The following is a 20279-nucleotide window of genomic DNA, read 5'->3' as shown; positions in this document are numbered from 1 at the left end:
TTCATTAAATCACTTTGGGTTTCATTGTTGCTTCAGCTTTTTCTTCGGCTTCTAACGCTTCTCCACGAGCGATTAATCTTTGAATCACTTTAGATAACCCTAACGTCAATACCGCCATAAATGCAGCCACTTGCGCTAGCATATAAAAATAACTGGTATATACCGTTTCAACCACTTCTGGTGTAAATACGATATCTTTAGGCAACGCGATTTTTGTTGCTATTACCGCAGCTAAGATACCACTTAATGAGATAGCCACAGCACGTAATCCAATCGAGAATGCAGCAAGGTAACGTGGCACCATTTCAAAAATAAATCCAGCACCTAGTGCTCCAACGATAAGCTCTGCACCTGATTGGAAAAAGTGAACAAATAAAATCCAGTCTGCTGAGATTTTTCCATTTTCGCCCATTGTGCCTGCCGAGAACCCTAATAAACCAAACGCAATAGTCGTGAGCATAAATGCCCCTGCAATTTTAGTTGGAATAGTTGGTGAGTAGCCTTTACGATCTAACCATGCATAAAGTTGGATCATTGGTCCACCAAGCACAAAACACCACAGCGGGTTGAACGCCATATTTGATTCAGGGTGAATTGGAATAAAGCCAAGTAAGGTGTCATCCATTAAATTGATGGCATACATGTTCATTGAGGTAAACATTTGACCATAGAAAAAATAGAACACGATTAAGATACAAACGGTGATCAGCACTGCCACCATTTTATATTGGAATGCACGCGTCGCTTTTGTAATTTCATAAATGAAGTAACCAATAGCCCCAAAACCTAATGCATAAAGAATGTATTTACCAGTATCAAGATTCGAGAAAATCCAGAATATTAAAGCAAGCATTGCCGCAGAGCCTGCAAAAAATAGAGCCCACGTTTTTAATGATAATGGCGCTTTATCTAAATCATTACCCACACTTGCCAACTCTTTACGATACTTATAAAACATCAATAAATTCAGAGCCATTAAGATAGCCGATACGAAGAAAACACCTTGGTATGCCAGATAAGTGATTAAAAAAGGAAAAAGGTATTTAGCAGAAAAAGAACCAAGGTTATTAATTGAATAGTTAACCGTAAGACCTTGCTGGAAAGCTTCACGGTTCGTCTCTGAATAAGAGTTACCAAACAGTACTGTTGGACAAGTTGCCGATAAACCGCGAGCAAAGCCAATTAAAGCGATGGCTAAAATACTCATTGGTATATTCAATTGACTTGCTCCCACCCCTAGCAGTAAAAAACCCGCTAAATAGGTCGCATAACCAATATAAACCGCACGAAACGCACCAATAAATTTATCCGCTAAAAAACCACCAACCGCTGAAAATACAGGCCCAACTGCACCAAACGCCCCCATCATCATAATAGTGTCGGCTTCACTGTAATTAAGATCATTAAGGAAGAACTTAGTTAAGAGAACAAAGGCACCATAAAAGGCGGCACCCCATAAAAATTGTCTAAGAATGAGAATTTTAGCTATCGTGGGAAATCGTGCATTACTGTCTTGCATACTACTACTCCAGAATCATAATGACATCATTAACACCTACTTTTTGTAGGTGTATTTTGGTCTTTATATCATCTGGTCACTTCTCCATTTGATACGCAAGTCTCAAACCGCCGAGTTAAGAAGTTCTCTTTTCCAGAATGAGATCTGAAGCCAAATTAACTAATATAAGTGTTAATTATAGGTCTATATTTCCAATAAATATAAAATAGCGGCCTTATCAACTACGTGTAAGTAATTATGTAGCCATTTATTTCTCAATGAATTCTAAGAGTAGTTAAGAAAGAAATTACCATGAGTATGCTCGCTTTATTTAGGTTAATATATTGTAAATTACAATGTAGTTTAGGGATAAACCAATGCGTTACTACCTCATTACTTTTTATGTTATCTGCTATAGCTTTTCGGTAAATGCGACATCTTGGGAATCAATGCAATCCCCAACTAATCAAGCAATTGAATCTATTGGTAGTTATGCCAATGGTTGTCTTGAAGGTGCAAACGCTTTGCCTTTAAGCGGAAAAGGTTATCAAGTGGTTCGCAGTGAACGTAAGCGTTATTTCGCTCATTCAGATACCATCCATTTTATTCAAGATCTCGCTATCTCTTCAGAAAAGGATCTCAATAAACAGTTGTTAATTGCTGATATGTCTTTACCGCAAGGAGGGCGATTTTCTCACGGCCATTCCAGCCATCAGACAGGACTTGATGTTGATATTTGGCTACGCTTATTAAATACACCGTTGACCCAAAAAGAGCTGAAAAAGCCCTACTCGATTAGTCTGGTAGATAAACCAACGACAACAATTAAAGAGCAATACTGGCAACCAGAACACTTTGAATTAATTAAAATGGCAGCAAAAGATGAAAGAGTAGCTCGTATATTTGTTAACTCTGCAATCAAAGAAAAACTGTGTGAAGAAGAAAGTAAGAATACAGAATGGTTACGCAAGGTGCGTCCTTGGTGGGGACACAGTGCTCATATGCATGTGCGCCTTAATTGTCCTAAAGAGGATAAAAGCTGTATTAACCAAGCTGAGCCACCAGAAGGGGATGGTTGTGGACACGAGGCGCAAAGCTGGCGATTGAACCCAACACCAAAGAAAAAAAGAGCATCTGCACCCGTTATGCCAAAGCAATGTTCTGAGATGCTAAATGCCCTTAATTAATCAGAAAAAACGAACAAGGTTATTACTGATATTCAATTTAGATTCACACGATTTTACTCAACAGGTAGTAACTCAATAGAATCCTGATTAAGTGATTGCCTAAAGAAGTCAGGCATGGATTCCATAGTAAATACAACCGCATCTTCAAAAATGGTTGTGGAACCGCTAAGTGTCCAATAAGAACTTCCTTTATGTGTGTTCACTTTCACCTTAAAACGCGTTGGAGTGGTAGTAACCATTTTTCTGTTCCTTAAATAACATACAAGATAATGCTACCACTTCCATTTGATGAAACCAGACTTTTACCCTATAAATAGTAAGGTTTTTGTTGTTTGTAATCATAGTGAAAACTCAACCACATCAATTTGTTATACCAATGTAATCAATTAGGTGTTCTATTTATTACGCAGGAAAATCACTTGTTCTTCTATATTTACGTTTATATCGCTATAAAAAATCCGAGAGCATAATCACTCTCGGATTTTTTATTCAAATAAGATAACGGTTGTCTTACAGTTTAACGAGCAATTTGCCTTTATTTTCACCCGTAAAGAACATATTCAAACCAGACATTGCGCTTTCTAAGCCATCCAATTGGTGAGTTCGGTATTTCACTTTTCCTTGCATCACATATGGAGTTAACTTTTCTAATAGCGCAGGAACATTGCCTAGATGATCTGGCATAGCGAAGCCTTGGATCATCACGCGTTTCTTAATCAGGTTAATCCAGTTTGGTCCTGGTGCCGGCTCTGTTGCGGTGTAATCCGCTATCATACCGCATACAACGATTCGTCCGTGCGTGTTCATACGATTAAAAATATGGTGTTGAATTGGGCCACCTGTATTTTCAAAAAACACGTCTACACCCTCTGGCGTAAGTTCTGCCAATTTTGCTTCTAAATCATCTGTTTTGTAGTTGATAGCGCCATCAAAGCCCAATTCATTCACTATCCAATCGGCTTTTTCATCACTGCCTACAACACCAATGACACGTAAACCATCTGCTTTGGCTAATTGACCCACAATTGAACCAACAGAGCCTGCTGCGCCAGTAACAACTAAGGTTTCACCCGCTTGTGGCTTAGCAATATTAAACAAGCCTTGTGTTGCTGTTAAACCCGGAAGTGCGAACACAGCCAGTGCCATCTCAGCACTTACACCTGCTTGAACTTTATTAATGCCTTGCCCATTGGTTACTAAATATTCTGTCCAGCCCATCATCCCCATGACGGAATCACCAACAACAAAATCAGGATGATTTGATTCAACGATTTCACCAAAACCGCTTGAGCGCATCACTTGACCTAACTCGACACGCGGAATGTAGCTATTGGTGTCAGGGCTCATCCAACCCATCATTGCAGGATCTAAAGACATATAAGTTTGCTTGATCAGAATTTGTCCTGGGCCAGCCATTGGGATCTCTTTTTTTACCACCTCAAACAGCTGTGGGCCGATTGGGTTTCCATCTGGACGTTGGCTCAATTGAATTTCAGTGTACTGACTCATAACATTTCCTTTTTGTTGTTAGTATTTGTGCGAGTGATTACAGTATTACTTATGTTTTTCATTAGATATAGGGGGGTAATATAGGAAAGTCTATTGTTAAAAAGGCAATAATGAAATTATGGATCAATTACGTGCGTTAAAATATTTCACCGCTACGGTGGAGGCTGGTAACTTCTCAGCGGCGGCAAAAAAGTTTGATGTTCCTGCTTCTTCTGTCTCGCGTCGCATTGCCGATCTAGAGGCGTCACTCGGTGCTCAATTATTGAAACGAACCACTCGAACCGTCTCTCTCACTGAGGTTGGCTTGCAATACTACAATCAAGTCACGACACTAATTCAGCAATTAGAGCAATGCGATAAAGCAGTCAAAGATTACCAAACCATTCCAACAGGCACGCTTAAAATCAGCTCAATGGTGGGTTTTGGTGAGCGTATTCTTGCCCCGATTTTGGATGAATTTACCCTTCGCTATCCGGATATTGTTTTAGATGTAGAGCTAAACGATCAACTCTCTAAGTTAGATAGGGACGACGTAGATATCGCTATTCGTGGTGGTTTTGCTCCAGATGAGCGTGTGGTTGCGATTCATCTTATGGATAATCAGTTTATTCCTGCTGCTGCTTCCTCTTATCTTAAGCAATATGGTCACCCTAAGAGCACAAAAGAGTTACCTAATCACAAAGGCTTGTTCTTCAAAACGCCGCACGGTCCCACGCCTTGGTTAAGTGAAATAAACGGTGAGTGGCAAGACGTCTCTGCACCAAGTTTACTCACAACAAATAATGGTCAGTGGTTGGCAGATAAAGCGATAAAGGGCGATGGAATAATCATGATGCCCCGCTGGGTTTTACAGCCTTATTTTGAGCGTAATGAACTCATTGAGTTACACTTTAATGAGCCATTAAATATCACACAAAACCAAACACTTGGGGTATATATGTTGTATCAAAAATTAGCGTATTCAACCCCTAAGGTGAAGGCGGCGGTTGATTTTATTGTGGCGAGGATTAAAGGGAATAAATAGCGATATTGCTGCCTAATATTTCATTTTCTATATTGATATTTGGAATAGATCTCTTACTTTCAATTTATTTAAATATCTTATTTTAAGCTTTAATTTATAAGCTTTAAAAATGAGAGGGCGAGCTATCGTACCCTTGCTTATTAAAAATAATAATAAAACAGTGAGAGTTATATGAAAAAGAAAATATTAGGCGTGATCATTGGAGCAACACTAGCAGCAAATGCATATGCAACACCGCATCCGCTAGAAGACGCCAGTCTTCAAATTACAAAAAAAATGGCGGAACTGGCAGTGCTCGCCACGAACCCAAACAATGTAATCGTAGAAAGTAAGGGAGAGTTCGAATACAGCTATCTAGTGTATAAAGATAAAAAATTAAGAATCAATTATGACGGTAATATTTTATTTGATTTCATGGATTTTGAATCTGAATTTGAAACCGTATTTGATTTTCTTCCTAAGACATGGGAAAAATATTCGTACGACGGTGGTTTCGATATTTTCCCTGAAGGTTTCTATACCGCTGAAAAATGTACTTTCGGTCTTTACTCAGCAATGAGAGGCTCGAAAGATAACGAAGGCAATTATATATGGGAACGTGACATGACGACCCATTTAGATACCTCTGCTTGTACGGATATAGTCCAAAAGCCAAGCATCGTATTTAATACCAATCAATTAGACAATATGCTTATTGGTAAATTGTCTGGTGGCGTGTTATTTGCTCAAGCACACATCATTCCAGCAAAAACAGAATCGCAAGAAAAACGCATGCATCTGGTGGCTCAGCGTGCCACAAAAGTCATGTTTAAACCGACAGAAGCCTTTCCTTCGTACTCTGAAGTCAGGGTAACAGCAACGGATCGTGATGGAAAAATGCTAGGATCAATAGAGATGAAACGCCCTGATGAATTAGCGCGTAATGTCATGGCTATTTCTGAGATCACCGATAGCAATATTGATTTCAGTTATGATCCTGAAGCGGTATTTAATGTCCGTGAAGTATCAAGTGACGCTATTTCAGACGCCCTTACTGACCACAATGTAGTACAACTTCGCACGAGTGATGGCCATTGGAACAGAGATTTCGCTCTTGAACAAAATAACCCTAAACTTGATGGGAAAACAGTTATCTTTACCTCAAGCGCTGGTTATAACTCAAATGTAAGTTACTACCCACTACGCTCTAAAACGATTGTAAATGGAACCTCAACTGTATTTAAAAACGTTAAAGGAACATGGGTCCTTCAAGACGATTTGATTTTTAATGAGATCGGTTATGCCGACGGTTTCTGGTCAGCAGAGTTACCGAAAGAGTGGCTGAATGCGGGCCTACAACTATCGTTTGAAAATCAAGGAAACACGGGGACATTAACACAAATAAAAGTAGGCGCACCTACTGAATTATTACTTCACACCATTGATGTAGGTATGCTTGTTGAGCCTCGCAATGCATTCCATTTCCAAACAGATAAAGAAGCACAACGCGAATATTTTGAGACAGCTCCAATTAGTAAAATGATCGTGAGTGAGTATGAACCAGTACACTTAACAGAAGTAATGCTGCCAGATGGCACGTTGCTAACCGATCTTGACCCAAGTGACGGCGGTTGGCATTCGGGGACTATGCGTCAGCGAATTGGTAAAGAATTATTCTCTATCGGTATTAATAACGCAAACTATGGTATCCATTCAACGGCTGGCGTTGGTGAAGGTGAAAATCCATATTTAGCGGCTCAATTAACGGCTCATAATACTCGCGGAAACTACAATAACGGCGTGCAAGTTCATGGTGGTTCTGGTGGCGCAGGTATGGTGACACTTGATAGCTCAATCGGGAACGAATTTAGCCATGAAGTTGGTCATAACTACGGTTTAGGTCACTACCCTGGGGGATTTGAAGGCTCTATTCACAAACCTTCAAACATGACTAACTCTACTTGGGGTTGGGATTCTGAGCGTGATGTCTTTATTCCAAACTTTTCACCGGTAAGTAACGGCGTGGAAAGCTGTTTTGAAGGTCAATGTGTTGAATCATTTAATGGCATGTTCAGCTTTGGTTTTGATTCAATGGCGAGCGGGGGAGCAATGTATGGCGCGCAACGATTCACGCTATATACACCTTATTCAATGCACTTCATTCAAAAGAATTTAGAAAGCAAAGCCGTCTTTGATGAAACCTCATCAACAGGCTTTAGAAAGTGGGATGAAGCAACAGAAACAATGGTTGAGTACACACACTCTATCGATGTTTTAGAAATCACATCAGTTAATCCATGGGAAGCGAATGCGAACCATATTGATACGTTATTGAGCCATTACGATAAAGTGGAACTTTCAACATTTAACGGTCATTGGGCACGAGATATGTCAGTACCTACTGCATCATCAGCGAACAAGGGTAAGATCTTTACCTTTAATTCTGATGCAGGTTACAACTCTAACTTAGCCATCAATGGTGAAAATATTGTTGTTAACTACGGTAGCCGTTTGGTATTTGTCTCTAACGGGGAAACTTGGATCCAAAATGGCGAGTATGAACAAAACAAAGTTATTCGTCCTAGTTTATTTGGTGTTCCGGTAACGACATTAGTAGGCTATTACGATCCTCAAAACACATTAAATAGTTATATTTTCCCTGCAATGCACGGTTCTTATGGTTATGTTTATCCTGATGACTCAGCAAGCTTAATCGCAAATAGCTGTGCATTAGAAGTAAACATGAAGAATGGTGAGATTCAGAAATTTGCTTTGAAGAACAACCGTCGTAATGCAGATAATATGAACAAATTTCATGTGAACGTTGCTCGCTCTGAAAACCCAGTATCTGCCTCTGTTGTGTGTGATGGCAAGGAGCTTAACTCGATAGCGATAAGTAAACCAACACTTGAGCCAATCTATACCCTGCAAGGTGGAAATAAACTTGAACGCTCAATAACACAACCAATGGATAATGCACCAAGAGTATTAGCAAAACACTATGACGCTAAACATTGTGACAATGCTGAACACAATCATTAATTAATATTCTAAATTAGAAACCTTTATTTCTTATAGAAAACCAAAAGGGTTAAGATCTTTTTATAAAAAGTATCTTAGCCCTTTTTACTTTTAATGATTAAATTGTAAATATTACTTTTCATCTTCTCCCAAACCAAACATTGATATAGCTCAAAAAAGCACCTGCTAATTAGGCGTAGATTAAAATGTACATTACGTTTTTGAGGGAATAAAAATGACTATATCAAAAGTATTTCAAAAAGACCTTCTTGGTTTGATCTTAGTTGCTTTAACGGCTTTAGTTGCACTTTATGTTCTATTAAATATCTTTGCTTTATTTGCTTACGTAAATCAAGAGACACAGATTGCATCAACCTTCTTAGAGCAATCTTTCTATCTTATCGTCTTTGTTATACCACCTTACTTTATCGAGAAGTATATCAAGCACCTGAATGTAGTATTACCGTAAACATCATTGACATATGGACAGAAAAATTAAACGCTTGTTTTATATTATTCAATTTAACTAAACATTGAATCACGATAACTTTACCTCAACTTACTCAGATGAAAGATTGTTTATGTGCGATTTGAATGATGATTTTGAAGATTTAGAAATGAATTTCACTCAATCAGAAATTAAGATGCTTGGTTGGGATGACAAAGAATGGATTGTAGAAGGGGTGACATTTCTTTTATTTATCTGCGGAATAATTTATCTCTATTGTTCCTAATTATAGTTTAAAAGCAAATATCTAATTAGAAACAATAGAGTTAATACAATTGAATTAGTGGGTGGTACGGCTTGAGCCATTACGCACTAAATCTTGCCCTGTTTGGAATACTTCTTCTGTTACCCAACGAGATAATAATAGTTGGTGTTTATCATCCAGTACGGCAACAAAGCGACGACCATCTTTATTATTTGTTGCCATTGCAATGCCTGCAACATTAGTTAAACCGAAACCACCATTTTCAGCGGCAACGATAAATGTTTCTAGATCTTCTAAGTTGGTGATCATCTCTAATTCTTGCGTCATATTTGTATTCTCTTACTAAACTAAACAATTTGGCTACGCCGTTTCTATGGGCGCTACTTTAACTAGATTCAGAGAAAATTGAAACTTGAATTTATCAGCAAGCAAAGTCACTCCGGTTTTAATCTTCTTAATACTAATTTGCCTACGTATTTATTATTCACAACCACTTCATTAAAATCTATCCCGTTATTATTCAGGTAAAATTCGCTGGGCTCCACTACCCTCTTCATGCAAAATGTCATCTGGATTCAATAACTGACATTTTTCCATGCTCAAACAACCACAGCCTATACAGCCTGTTAGGTTCTCTTTGAGTAATTTAATTTGCTGTAATTTAGCATCGAGATCCTTTTGCCATTTATTAGCGACCTTTTCCCAATCACGTTTCGTGGCCGTCTTTTTCATTGGTAACTCTTCAAGCTCTTTGGCTATTTCTTCTAATGTAAAACCAACAAGTTGTGCCACTTGAATCAAAGCAATTCGACGAAGCATTGAGGGGTGATAACGACGTTGATTACCAGAAGTTCGAATAGAGGCTATGAGTTCTTTTGTTTCATAAAAACGCAAGGCAGAGTGTGCTACGCCACTTCGCTCAGATAGTGAACCAATGGTTAGTAGTGTTTTTTCATTCAACATTTTTCACTCCCTGACTCTGTATAAATATTAAGTTAACTTTACCTTTATACATGCTATTACAGATAAAAAAACAGCCCTTACTAAAAAGTAAGAGCTGCTTTTAGTTTATACCAATGAAATTAATTAGATAATCTATTTATTACGCAGGGAAATCGCTTAATAACAAGCGCAAAAAAACCGCCAATCAAAGACGGGCGGCTTATTACATGAACTTGATGTTATATCGCTAAATTAGTAGGCGTTTGACTCATAGTCTTTTTTACGAGAACGAGCATCAGCAATAGCGCCATGCACCATTTTTCCAAATGCTTTGTCTTTTGCACGTTGCTCTGCCAACGTCGCACCATTAATCGCTTGTTCGCGCATTAATTTTTGGTAACTCACTAAGCGGCGCTCTTCTAACTCACCTGATTCTACCGCTTTTAATACGGCACAGCCTGGCTCTGAAATATGAGTACAATCACCAAAGCGACATTTTTCAGCAAGATCAGTAATCTCACTAAACGTTGCGCTTACGCCTTGCTCACAATCACTTAATTGAAGCTCACGCATTCCCGGAGTGTCCATTAATAGACCGCCTTGTGGCATCAATTTAAGTGCTCGGTGTGTCGTCGTGTGGCGACCTTTGCTGTCATCTTCACGGATATCACCCGTTTTCAACGCTTCAAAACCAAGTAAGCCGTTTACCAGTGTTGATTTACCTACACCTGATGAACCTAAGAAAGCGATCGTTTGTCCGTTTTTACAATAGCTATGTAGAGCAACTAAATCATTGGTATCAAGGGCATTTACACTGTAAACACTCATCATACGATTCAGTTTCTGAACTTGGTCTTGCTTATCATCTGTATCGTCACATAAGTCCGCTTTAGTTAGTACTACAACTGGTTCTACTTCGGCTTCTTTTGCAATAGCAAGGTAACGTTCAATACGACTCAAATTAAAGTCATTATTTAATGAACATACAATCATGACGCTATCTACGTTCGCTGCAATTAATTGCGTTGCAACTTTTGACCCTGGTGCTTTGCGATCAAACAGAGATTGTCTATCCAATACGCGTTGAATTCGTAGATTTTCATCAAACAATACCCAATCACCTACACAAACACGATCATCGCCTGATGGTGGTAATAAGCTTACTTGGCCCTGTTCACTCAAAACAATAATACTGCTTCGGTGCTGCTCGATAATTCGACCTGTTTGTAAGTCAGTTAAATCATCTAGAGTCAGTTGTTGTTGAAAATAAGGACGCCAGCCTAGTTGTGATAGTGTGAGAATTTGCTCACTCATTTGTTGCTCCATACATATGGTAGATTGTTTACTATTAATGATGCCAATGTGACTTCATGACATAACTTTCAAATCGCGAAACATTAATAGTAAACACTCTTTATTCAATTGAATTTATTGTATTTTAGCTTCCAATCTAAACACGAGGATAGTAGCATTTTCTATTGGATAATTAGCCATAATACTTTTAACTTTGAGATAATTATTATCGTTTTAAGATCTTGGTAGCAATTATTCTAGTCGATCTCTGTCGTAATAAAGACACTTACGAATCATAGCAGTTCAAATGTATAAAATAGGCCTCACTTTTATTCATGTAAAACAATTTTGTCTTGTCATCACGATAAAAAAAATTGATTGATGCCATGAAAAGGTGCCATTTTCTCTAGCAATAAGTTATGCCTACGATATTAGATGAATACCAACACTATATCTCGAGTAAAATCGGAAGAATTTATTAACGGCAATTCGTTATCCGTCACTTTACTTGGTGATACTAACAGCACAGAGAAAATTACCCTTTCGCTTAAAGGGTTTAAAACAATGTATGAAGCAATTCTGCCTAGTTGCAAGTAATAAGAGACAGTAATAAGAGACAGTAATAATTAAAATTTAGCCCTCTACAAAAAAAATTATCAACAGTGAATTAGTACTAAATTAGTATTCCCATATCAATGATAGTATGTCATTCTAATTATAAGTTTAATCTCTGGATGGGATAATAATGATTCAAACAAAAAGTAAAGGATTTACACTGATTGAACTCATTGTCGCGATTGTGCTGCTTGCCATTCTTTCTATTTTCGTAGCCCCTAAGTTCTTATCTTTGAAAACTGATTCAAAAAATCAAAGCCTTCAAGGTGTAGGAGCGGCAATGAAAAGTGCATTAATGCTCCTCAATTCACAAGCAGCCATTGAAAATAAAGAGCATGGTAACACTACAATTATTATTAATGGTGTAGAAGTACCTTTATACAATGGCTATCCCTCTGTGCGTGGTAGCGATAACTTTGTAAAAATTAATCAGCAAGTTAAAGCTTGGTTAGATATAGATTCTGTTGATAGAAATACCGCACGTAAAGATAGAAATGCAGCTCCTTTTTTTACTGATAAATCAACAAGAAACAATCAAATATTTATCTTTTTCACTTCAGATTATGATAATAAAGGCGTTAGGTTCAAGTGTCACATTCGTTATGAGAACCCTGAATCTACTCCTCCTACTCCGTCTACAGGCCCAATAGTTATTATTGAAACTGATGACTGCTAGCACTAGTGTTTTTATTCCAAGAGATACCTAGAAAAAAGCCCCATTGAATCCCTTAATTCAACGGGGCTTGTCCTATCATTATTTCATCTTTTTGCTATGGAGTTACTACACCAAACCATAGATTAAACTGATCAAATATCGACATTAGTTGCTGGAACTTCGCTTGATCGGACACACTAAACTCACCCGTTTTCATTTCATCTTTCAATGTTGCTTTCTTGGTCATCATGTTTTCAAATGCCTGACGAGACAAAGTAATGTTTAAATCTGCATTTTCAAATTGAGTATCTGTGTAAGACTTCAATACTGAATTACTTAAATCCATTGAGTATTTACCATCGCCTTTCACATCGATATTTACCTTCATGTTCATACCTTTCGCAACATCAGGCTTCACTGTCACTCCAAGATACTTCATGAATTGATTGAATGGCATGTTCACTGCAATCGCTGCGGTATTTGGTGTTGCTACCGGTTTAATCCCATTACGTAGCTCTTTAGCACCGCCTAAGTAATAGTTTCTCCAAGGGCCTGATTCAGATTGATAGCCAAGTTGTTCCATCGCATCAGCTTCTAAATAACGCGCATCCATATTTTTAGGATTAGAGAAAGTGACGTTATTAAGCAGTGTCACAGCCCAACGATATTCACCTTTTTTGATCGCCGCTTCTGCAAGTTCAACCACTTTTTTCTCGCCGCCCATCGCTTCAACGTATTTGGTGCCCTCTTCTGTTGGCGTTAATGGGTTTAGGTTTGCAGGGTTACCATCCCACCATGCGCCAAAGTAGTAATCATAGGTTGCACGAGCATTGTGTGAAACGGTGCCGTAATAGCCGCGGTTGTACCACTCTTTGCCTAATGAATCCGGCAGTTTAATGGTCGCTGAGATCTCGTTAGGCGTATAACCTTTATTTGCTAAGCGTAACGTTTGATCGTGTACATACTTATACATATCACGAGTTTTCGCTAGCTGGCCTTTGATGTTCTCTTGGCCCCATGTTGGCCAGTGGTGAGAAGCGATCATCGTATCTGCCTTATCTCCATAAGTGTGTAGAGCTTGATCAACATAAGTCGCCCATGAAGAAGCATCACGAGTTTTTGCACCACGTAAGGTCGAGATATTGTGAATAGTATGAGTCATCACCTCTGCAGCCATCATGGTTTTATATTGAGGGAAATAGAACATAAACTCAGAAGGTGCTTCTGACTCTTGAGCCATCATAACTTCTAAATCAACACCATCAATTGTCATTTCTTGACCAGTGTGATTTGCAATTTCTGTTGGCTTCACAATACCTGGCGAGCCAGATGAGGTCGTTTTACCTAAACCACCATCAACCATCCCTTTATTATTAGCATCAAGAAGATTGCCATACATATAAGATGAGCGACGCGACATGGTTGTGCCTGCCATTAAGTTCTCTGCAATTGAGTGCGAAAAGAAGCCTTCTGGGGCAGCAATCGTTACATCACCATTGTCGATGTCTGCTTGCGTTGTCACACCTAATATCCCACCAAAATGGTCGACATGAGAGTGAGTGAAAATAACGCCAGTCACTGGTACATCTGCCACTTTCTCTTTTAACAGCTTAAGACCAGCAGCAGCCGTCTCTGGAGAAATAAGAGGATCAATAACTATCCAACCATCGTCACCACGAATAAACGACATGACTGATAAATCAAATCCACGAACTTGATATACCCCGTCTTTTACTTTAAATAGGCCATTGATATTATTTAATTTAGCTTGACGAAGAAGCGATGGGTTAATGGTTTCTACCCCATTATCTTGATTAATAAAATCAAATTTTGAGAAGTCCCAAATCACGTTGCCTTGTGCATCTTTAATGGTTTTTTCTGGCCAAGTAGCAATAAAACCACGGGAGGCATTTTCAAAATCTGCTTTATTATCAAAATCTAGATATTGTTTTAGCTGATCGTTTTTTTGAACGGTGAATTCCGTTGCATCTTTTGGTTGGTTAGTTGTTGGTGCAGCAAATACAAGCGCTGGAGCCAATGTTGTAATTACCGCAAGTGATACTATGGTTTTTTTAAATAACATAACTCATCTCTCTATAAGTGCGAACAACTCATCTTGTTCGTCGATAGAGAAATAATAAGGTGAGCCAGTTAAACGATCGATAGCGTCACTTTTAAAAGTGGATTTAGCTTTATTTAATCCACATTATAATTGGATTTATTTTTATAGTTCTAAGTCGGTTAAGTTTTGCGTGACCTGTTCAAAGACAGTTTTGAGCCATTGATGCCCTGTATCCGATTGTTGTGAGTGATGCCATGTCATATAAACGGGAAATGGTTGTGATTCAAAAGGCAATGGAAGGATAGTTAAAGGAAGCATTTGAGACAGCATCTTGGCATGCCAAACACTGGTAACGCATAACCAATCCGTTTGAGCTGCCATCATAAGTGAGTTACAAATTGAATCGGTTGTATATGCTTCTTTTCTTTTTGGCAGTTTCTCTTTTACTACAGATTCCATTGTGTATTTATTCATTCTTTGGGTTTGCCACAATAAGTGCTGCTCTGCAAAGAATTGAGCTTGAGTAATACTGTCTTTAATTCTTGGATGATCTTTTCTACACACCACCACTAACTGTTGTTCAAATAGCAATTTATTATGATAGCCGTGATCTTCCAATGGCACTGTCGCAAGAATTATATCAACCTTACGCATTCTCAAATCTGTTTGTCTATCTTGCTCATTTAAGTGTTCAATATCCGCTTTAAATTTTACATTTGGCGCATATTGATCTCGATAAGAGATTAGCGGGGGGACGACCATTAAATCTAAATCTTTATGGCTCGATATACGAAAGGTTCGCTTGCTGGTTTTTGGATCAAATGCTTGACGAGATTTCGCGCCATTTAATAGTCGAGTAAGTGGCTCTTGAATTTCAGCGTGTAGCTCTGTCGCAAAGTTCGTCGGTGCTATTCCTCTTCCTTGACGCACAAATAATGGATCCTGATACTGCTCACGTAAACGATTTAAGGTGTGACTCACAGCAGGAGCCGTGACTCCTAATGTTTCCGCCGCTTCATTAACACTGAGCGTGTTCATCACTACATCAAAGGTTTTGAGTAAATTTAAGTCCATTATTTTACCACTCAGTAAATTACGATCCATTTATCACACAATTGTAAGCCGTCTGTTTTTAAAACAGAACGCTAATCTTCTTATTAACGGCTCTTTTTCAAGAAATTCTCAATTGTTGCTTTTGGTGTTTTTCCTATTTTCATCATCAACTCAAAACTTGGGTTAGTGATGCCATGATCACGCTCTAACGCTTCTAGTTGCACTAACCATAGTGAAGCGGTTACTTCGGCATCGGCTAACGCTCGGTGAAATACACCATCATTATCGATTTGATGATACGCCACTAAGTCACCCAGTTTATGCGATGAAACCTCTTGAGTTAATCGTCTTGATACCAGTAATGAACAAGCAAAATCACCTTCATAACCACGCTGAATCAACTCGAGTTCGGCATCTAAAAAACGTTTATCAAATGAGGCATTGTGAGCGACTAAATTACAGCCTTGGATAAAGTCAGCAAACTCATGCATAACAACATCACAGCTAGCTGCATCAACTAGCATTCGATTTGAAATACCAGTGTAGTTCTCGATGAACGAACTCACTCTAAAGCCCGGATTCATCAAACCTTGAAAACGATCAACTACCACGCCGTTTTCTAATTTAACCGCACCAATTTCTATTGCACGATCGCCTTGGTTTGGTGATAAGCCTGTGGTTTCGAAATCGAGTACAACGACGGTATTTGCTGGGGCTGTTTTTTTAGCGCTAATTACTGACACAAATGATTTCCAAATAATAAATAAGAAGTGAGAGAGATTAATCGTAATGGAACAAAGCATATAGACTTCGATCAAAAAACGCGAGCTGATAACCAGTCTCGCGTTTTGAAATATGCTTATTATTTTATTGCTTAGAAATACGCTTATTTAGCGATATTAACCTGAAGCATTTTAACTTGGTGATCTAAGTACTCTTCATAAGTACCTTGGAAGTTCACTATTTTCTTATCTTTAACATCAATAATTTGTGTCGCTAGAGAAGAAACAAACTCACGGTCATGGCTTACAAAGATTAATGTGCCAGTGTACACTTTTAATGCTTCGTTCAATGCTTCAATCGCTTCCATATCCATGTGGTTCGTTGGTTCATCCATAACAAGTACGTTGATGTCTTGCATCATTAACTTGCCAAATAACAGACGGTTTTTCTCACCACCAGAACAGTTTTTAGCTTGTTTGTTTGTATCATCAGCTGTGAATAGTAGACGACCCAAAATACCACGAACCATCAAGTCATCATGCTTCACTGTGCGCCACTGAGAAATCCAATCAAAGATGCTTAGATCATTATCAAAATCAGCTGTGCTGTCTTGTGGGCAGTAACCAAAAGATGCATTTTCAGACCACTTAACAATACCTTCGTTTTGCTCTAGGTCATTCACTAAACAACGTAAGAATGTCGTTTTACCCACACCATTCTCACCGATAACAGCAAGACGAGTGCCAGCCTCTAGTAATAAATTACCGCCTTCAAACAGAACTTCACCATCAAAGCCGTGACCTAAGTTCTCAAGCTCTAGTGCCTGGCGATGCAGTTTTTTGCCTTCACCAAAGTTAATTGATGGGCTCATACGACTTGATGATTTCACTTCATCCAGTGAAATTTTGTCCATTTTCTTTGCTCGTGAACTTGCTTGTTTCGCTTTAGATGCGTTAGCACCAAAACGGTTTACGAAGTCTTGTAGCTCACTAATCTCAGCTTCTTTTTTCGCGTTGCCTGCTAGTAGTTGATCACGGATCAGGCTTGATGCTTCTAAGAAGTACTCATAGTTACCTGGGTAAATACGCAATTCACCGTAATCGATATCTGCCATGTGGGTACATACAGAATTTAAGAAGTGTCTGTCATGCGAAATGATGATCATTGTACATTTACGCTTGTTTAGCTCTTCTGCTAACCAGTTGATCGTATTAATGTCCAAGTTGTTGGTTGGTTCATCAAGTAGCAAAATATCTGGGTTTGCAAACAGTGCTTGTGCTAGTAACACACGCAGTTTCCAACCAGGAGCAACTTGCTGCATTAAACCAAAATGAAGTGATTCATCAATACCAGCTTGAATTAGGAGATCACCAGCACGGCTTTCTGCACTGTAGCCATCCATTTCAGCGAATTCGCTTTCAAGCTCGGCTACTTTCATGCCATCTTCTTCACTCATTTCTGGTAGTGAATAGATACGATCACGCTCTTGTTTGATTTCCCATAGTTTTTTGTCACCCATGATAACAACATCAACTACGTTGTATTTTTCAAACGCAAACTGATCTTGACTCAATACGCCTAACTTCTGTCCTGGCGTCATTGATACGTTGCCTGAACTAGGAGTTAATGCACCACTAAGAATCTTCATGAACGTTGATTTTCCGCAACCATTCGCACCGATCAAACCATAACGGTTGCCGTTGCCAAATTTTGCTGAAATGTTTTCAAATAAAGGCTCTGCGCCAAATTGCATTGTGATGTTGTTTGATTGTATCAACGAAATAATTCCTAGGGTTTACTGACAAGTCATGATTTGGCTATAGAAAGCCACAAGATGAAGGACGAAAGTATGATGAATGAGAAAATCTAGCCGCGGATTATACAGAGATCTTGATCACAATGTCGAGGAATATGATGTTTTAATACCCAATAAAAAAGCCCCAGAGAAATCCAGAGCTTTATGATGGTATTTAACGTCGTAGTGATGCTAAAAAAGAACCATTAATTAGAATTTATAACCGACAGTGAAAGAGAATTGATCAGCAAAAATATCATCACCACTCTCTTTTAAGTTAATAAAATCCAATCTTAAGTCGGTATAGAAATGCTGGTTGAACGTGGCCCTTGTACCAATACCTACAAAAATAGTTGAGTCATCCCACTTCCCAGCATCTAACCCAAAAACACTAATTTCTTCTTTAAATTTTGCAAAACCTAATACACCATAAGGCTTAATCGATGCATTTTGCATATGGAACGTATAACCAATATCAGTATCTAGCTTAAAAGTTGATGTATCAATATCAAAAGGAGAATCCGTACCACTGCCTTTATTTAAAGAAACATTAATACCAACAATGTCGTTAATGTCGTAACCATAAGCCAAAGTAAAGCCGCTTGTTGAATATTTACTATCAAAAGCAATATCATCAATACTGGTTGAATTAAAGCCTAATCCAATTCGATGACCTTCTAAAACATTAGCATAAAGGGCAGTTGAAGATAACAGTGAAGCTGCAAGAAGGGTTTTTAGTACTAGTTTCATAATTACTCTCATTTAAAATAATAATAATGATTTCATCCATGAATTCGTGTTCTTAGTCGTTGAGTAAATAATATGAAATTAAGTGTATTAAGACTAAACAGCTCTCGTTATTACATTTATAAGTGTTACTTATCACAAAAAAGCCCTAAATTAGATTTAGGGCTTAAATACTATAAATACCAGTTTAAGTGAGTATCCATTTGTTATCTTCTGTTAACGCCAAACACCCCATTCTCCGGTTGTTCCTGGTTCTTCCCCTTTTGTCCACCACTGTGCTATCCATTCTCTATTATTATGGCTAACTATATCTCCAGTATTATAAGTTGAAGCTGATTTCCATACGTTTGTTGGTTCAACTGGCGGCTCTACCGGTGGTGTTGTATCCGCTTTAATTAAAGAAAGTTGATAACTAAGATCTGCACTTGGTGCAAAAACTCGGTTTGCGTAAATATTATTGGTATCGTACATATAATGATTCATTTCTTGATGCCAAATACCAATAAACCATTCTTTATTTTTTAACTGATTAAATTGCCCTGCCAGTTCCGCTGACCATGTAGCCGTATTATTCACATTAATGGCTAAACTGATGTCTGTTGTTTCCGCCCCTGTCGCATCAAACGTTCGGAACCGAACCGTATCGCCTGATTCTACTGGCCCAAATCCTTGGCTAATGTAATAACCTAAATCAGAATATGATGGTGGTGGGTCGACTGGATCTGTCGGTCCTGGAGGTGCAGTTCCCGTTCCATCAAATGAAATATCGCTACAGTTATAAAAGCCTTCACCAGCAGCATCTTCACGCTGCCAGCGAGTATAAAGGACGGCCGAATCTGCTCTATCTGCAGGAAGAGTAATATTAATACGGTATTTCTTATCTTCCCCTACAGGCACATTGCCTGCGGTATCAATTAGATCTAAGTCACCCCATGTTAATGGAACGGTTGGATCGTAATTAGAATTAGATAAATAGAATTGCCAGTAAGAAGGGTTGTGAGGTGCTGTTGCATTAAAGATAAGTTCAATCTGATTATTCTCATCTAAGGTAACCGCCGTTTTTTGCCAATGAGAAGAACCTACGTTTAAGCCTGCTTTTGCATTATCCCCTGCTGAACATAAGTTACCATCACGAACAATGGCTTGAACGTGTGCCATGTCTTTATAGTTTGGAACATTAGCCGCAACCTCATTACGTTGAACAAAAGGAAACGCTCCTGATTCATCATATGCCGCCTGACATGCCTGATTTGGAATAGTGTTATCCCAAAATCCTCCATCTAAATAACACGTATTTTGTCTTGCACTCGGGTACTCGACCCAGCCATGAGCCTGCGCTCCCATTGATGATAATGTACCAACAAAGGCAATAGTGAACGAACTGATTTTTATTTTATTTTTCATGATTTCATCCTTGTTTATAAACAATAAAAATGAGGCGATTAACGCCCCACTTTCGTTTA

General features: G+C 38.5%; 17 protein-coding genes. 5 read left to right on the top strand and 12 right to left on the bottom strand.

All coding sequences use genetic code 11. From position 1 onward, the window contains the following. Positions 1-4: 4 nt before the first annotated feature. Complete coding sequence (locus tag AC2INI_RS15620; protein ID WP_486306344.1) at positions 5-1519, bottom strand: peptide MFS transporter; 1515 nt, start codon at positions 1517-1519, stop codon at positions 5-7. Positions 1520-1875: 356 nt separating this feature from the next. On the opposite strand from AC2INI_RS15620, the gene mepA reads away from it, so the two are divergent. Then, positions 1876-2685, top strand: coding sequence for a penicillin-insensitive murein endopeptidase (mepA, locus tag AC2INI_RS15615; RefSeq protein ID WP_486306343.1), 810 nt, complete (start codon positions 1876-1878; stop codon positions 2683-2685). Positions 2686-2738: 53 nt separating this feature from the next. On the opposite strand, the gene AC2INI_RS15610 is transcribed toward mepA, so the two are convergent. After that, positions 2739-2924 (bottom strand): hypothetical protein, encoded by a 186-nt coding sequence (locus AC2INI_RS15610; RefSeq protein ID WP_045103419.1) that lies wholly within the window; start codon positions 2922-2924, stop codon positions 2739-2741. A gap of 271 nt (positions 2925-3195) precedes the next feature. Next, entirely contained in the window at positions 3196-4194 is a 999-nt protein-coding gene (locus AC2INI_RS15605) for an NADP-dependent oxidoreductase (RefSeq protein WP_486306342.1), read from the bottom strand. A 118-nt stretch (positions 4195-4312) separates the two neighbouring features. Between AC2INI_RS15605 and AC2INI_RS15600 the strand changes: the two genes are divergently transcribed. The 3 genes from AC2INI_RS15600 to AC2INI_RS15590 all read left to right on the top strand — a co-directional run bounded on the left by AC2INI_RS15600 (position 4313) and on the right by AC2INI_RS15590 (position 8687). Beyond that, positions 4313-5218, top strand: a complete 906-nt coding sequence (locus AC2INI_RS15600) for a LysR family transcriptional regulator (RefSeq protein ID WP_486306341.1) — start codon at positions 4313-4315, stop codon at positions 5216-5218. A gap of 171 nt (positions 5219-5389) precedes the next feature. Then, complete coding sequence (locus tag AC2INI_RS15595; RefSeq protein WP_486306340.1) at positions 5390-8239, top strand: M66 family metalloprotease; 2850 nt, start codon at positions 5390-5392, stop codon at positions 8237-8239. 214 nt (positions 8240-8453) lie between these two features. Beyond that, positions 8454-8687, top strand: a complete 234-nt coding sequence (locus AC2INI_RS15590; RefSeq protein WP_122032364.1) for a D-fructose-6-phosphate amidotransferase — start codon at positions 8454-8456, stop codon at positions 8685-8687. 319 nt (positions 8688-9006) lie between these two features. Here the strand turns inward: AC2INI_RS15590 and AC2INI_RS15585 are convergent, their stop codons facing one another. From AC2INI_RS15585 to rsgA, 3 genes are all read right to left on the bottom strand, one after another. After that, positions 9007-9258 carry a hypothetical protein gene (locus AC2INI_RS15585; protein ID WP_122032363.1) on the bottom strand — a complete coding sequence of 84 codons (252 nt, stop codon included), beginning with the start codon at positions 9256-9258 and terminating at the stop codon, positions 9007-9009. A gap of 189 nt (positions 9259-9447) precedes the next feature. Continuing rightward, the gene (gene soxR / locus AC2INI_RS15580; RefSeq protein WP_045103403.1) at positions 9448-9894 is read right to left on the bottom strand and encodes a redox-sensitive transcriptional activator SoxR; all 447 of its coding nucleotides are present in this window, start codon (positions 9892-9894) and stop codon (positions 9448-9450) included. A gap of 231 nt (positions 9895-10125) precedes the next feature. Next, a complete protein-coding gene (rsgA, locus tag AC2INI_RS15575; RefSeq protein ID WP_122032362.1) occupies positions 10126-11187 on the bottom strand; it encodes a ribosome small subunit-dependent GTPase A in 1062 nt (353 codons plus the stop codon). Positions 11188-11911: 724 nt separating this feature from the next. On the opposite strand from rsgA, the gene AC2INI_RS15570 reads away from it, so the two are divergent. Continuing rightward, on the top strand, positions 11912-12457 hold the full coding sequence (locus AC2INI_RS15570; protein WP_486306339.1) for a prepilin-type N-terminal cleavage/methylation domain-containing protein: 546 nt from the start codon (positions 11912-11914) through the stop codon (positions 12455-12457). Between the two features lie 94 nt (positions 12458-12551). Here the strand turns inward: AC2INI_RS15570 and AC2INI_RS15565 are convergent, their stop codons facing one another. From AC2INI_RS15565 to AC2INI_RS15540, 6 genes are all read right to left on the bottom strand, one after another. After that, positions 12552-14519 (bottom strand): alkyl/aryl-sulfatase, encoded by a 1968-nt coding sequence (locus AC2INI_RS15565; RefSeq protein WP_486306338.1) that lies wholly within the window; start codon positions 14517-14519, stop codon positions 12552-12554. Between the two features lie 141 nt (positions 14520-14660). Further along, positions 14661-15572, bottom strand: coding sequence for a LysR family transcriptional regulator (locus AC2INI_RS15560; protein WP_486306452.1), 912 nt, complete (start codon positions 15570-15572; stop codon positions 14661-14663). An 83-nt stretch (positions 15573-15655) separates the two neighbouring features. Beyond that, positions 15656-16294: a 3'-5' exonuclease gene (locus tag AC2INI_RS15555; RefSeq protein WP_122032349.1), complete on the bottom strand. Its 639-nt coding sequence runs from the start codon at positions 16292-16294 to the stop codon at positions 15656-15658. A gap of 143 nt (positions 16295-16437) precedes the next feature. Beyond that, entirely contained in the window at positions 16438-18051 is a 1614-nt protein-coding gene (locus AC2INI_RS15550) for an ABC-F family ATPase (RefSeq protein WP_486306337.1), read from the bottom strand. Positions 18052-18279: 228 nt separating this feature from the next. Further along, a complete protein-coding gene (locus AC2INI_RS15545; RefSeq protein WP_122032347.1) occupies positions 18280-18819 on the bottom strand; it encodes a porin family protein in 540 nt (179 codons plus the stop codon). A gap of 213 nt (positions 18820-19032) precedes the next feature. Further along, on the bottom strand, positions 19033-20220 hold the full coding sequence (locus AC2INI_RS15540; protein WP_486306336.1) for a lytic polysaccharide monooxygenase: 1188 nt from the start codon (positions 20218-20220) through the stop codon (positions 19033-19035). Between the last annotated feature and the right edge of the window lie 59 nt (positions 20221-20279).

The sequence above is a fragment of the Aliivibrio friggae genome (assembly GCF_057368515.1).
This window is presented reverse-complemented; position numbering and strand designations above follow the sequence as displayed.

Bases quoted from the DNA above. Each gene is read 5' to 3' on its own strand.
- AC2INI_RS15610 (WP_045103419.1), bottom strand. From the start codon at position 2,924: ATGGTTACTACCACTCCAACGCGTTTTAAGGTGAAAGTGAACACACAT.
- AC2INI_RS15585 (WP_122032363.1), bottom strand. From the start codon at position 9,258: ATGACGCAAGAATTAGAGATGATCACCAACTTAGAAGATCTAGAAACA.
- AC2INI_RS15620 (WP_486306344.1), bottom strand. From the start codon at position 1,519: ATGCAAGACAGTAATGCACGATTTCCCACGATAGCTAAAATTCTCATT.
- AC2INI_RS15545 (WP_122032347.1), bottom strand. From the start codon at position 18,819: ATGAAACTAGTACTAAAAACCCTTCTTGCAGCTTCACTGTTATCTTCA.
- rsgA (WP_122032362.1), bottom strand. From the start codon at position 11,187: ATGAGTGAGCAAATTCTCACACTATCACAACTAGGCTGGCGTCCTTAT.
- AC2INI_RS15560 (WP_486306452.1), bottom strand. From the start codon at position 15,572: ATGGACTTAAATTTACTCAAAACCTTTGATGTAGTGATGAACACGCTC.
- AC2INI_RS15600 (WP_486306341.1), top strand. From the start codon at position 4,313: ATGGATCAATTACGTGCGTTAAAATATTTCACCGCTACGGTGGAGGCT.
- soxR (WP_045103403.1), bottom strand. From the start codon at position 9,894: ATGTTGAATGAAAAAACACTACTAACCATTGGTTCACTATCTGAGCGA.
- AC2INI_RS15595 (WP_486306340.1), top strand. From the start codon at position 5,390: ATGAAAAAGAAAATATTAGGCGTGATCATTGGAGCAACACTAGCAGCA.
- AC2INI_RS15605 (WP_486306342.1), bottom strand. From the start codon at position 4,194: ATGAGTCAGTACACTGAAATTCAATTGAGCCAACGTCCAGATGGAAAC.
- AC2INI_RS15565 (WP_486306338.1), bottom strand. From the start codon at position 14,519: ATGTTATTTAAAAAAACCATAGTATCACTTGCGGTAATTACAACATTG.
- AC2INI_RS15590 (WP_122032364.1), top strand. From the start codon at position 8,454: ATGACTATATCAAAAGTATTTCAAAAAGACCTTCTTGGTTTGATCTTA.
- AC2INI_RS15540 (WP_486306336.1), bottom strand. From the start codon at position 20,220: ATGAAAAATAAAATAAAAATCAGTTCGTTCACTATTGCCTTTGTTGGT.
- mepA (WP_486306343.1), top strand. From the start codon at position 1,876: ATGCGTTACTACCTCATTACTTTTTATGTTATCTGCTATAGCTTTTCG.
- AC2INI_RS15570 (WP_486306339.1), top strand. From the start codon at position 11,912: ATGATTCAAACAAAAAGTAAAGGATTTACACTGATTGAACTCATTGTC.